Below are 615 nucleotides of genomic sequence, written 5' to 3' on the forward strand. Positions count from 1 at the left end.
CGAGTTCATCAAGGATCACGAGATCCAGGCGGAGCAGCCTGTCGGCAATCTGCCCGGCCCGGTTGGCGGTCTTTTCCTGTTCGAGCGCATTGACCAGGTCGACCGTTGACCAGAAGCGCGCCTTCTTCCTGTGATGGGTGATCGCCTGGATGGCCAGCGCGGTCGCCAGGTGGGTTTTCCCGGTTCCCGGACCGCCGATCAGCACGACATTTTCAGCACGCTCGATGAAGTCCCCGCCATGGAGGTGGCGGACCATGGGCTCGTTGACCTGCGTATCGGCAAAGGAGAACCCGGACAGGTCCTTATAGGCGGGGAACCGGGCGGTCTTTGTCTGGTAGGCGATGGAGCGCACTTCGCGTTCGGCCAGTTCCGCCTTCAGGAGTTGTGAGAGGATGGGAATAGTCGCCTCGAAGGCAGGTGCGCCCTGCTCGATGAGGTCGGCCGTGGCCTGGGACATGCCATACATCCGCAATCCACGGAGCATGACGACAAGTGAAGCAGCAGCAGGATCATGACGCATGGCGGCTGTCCCTTCGCAGGATATCATACCGCCCTGTATCGGCGCACGGTTCGTGTTCGAGCACCAGGGCCTGTGGGGCATCGAGCCGGGGAACC

The 615-nt window shown here is 62.3% G+C and carries 1 protein-coding gene; it reads right to left on the reverse strand.

What is annotated here, in order from left to right:
- The coding region (locus tag KMAL_RS16760) for an ATP-binding protein (RefSeq protein ID WP_110096543.1) at window positions 1-520 on the reverse strand (520 nt) is incomplete at its 3' end.
- Window positions 521-615: the final 95 nt, after the last annotated feature.

Source organism: Novacetimonas maltaceti, assembly GCF_002906255.1.
Lineage (GTDB): Bacteria > Pseudomonadota > Alphaproteobacteria > Acetobacterales > Acetobacteraceae > Novacetimonas > Novacetimonas maltaceti.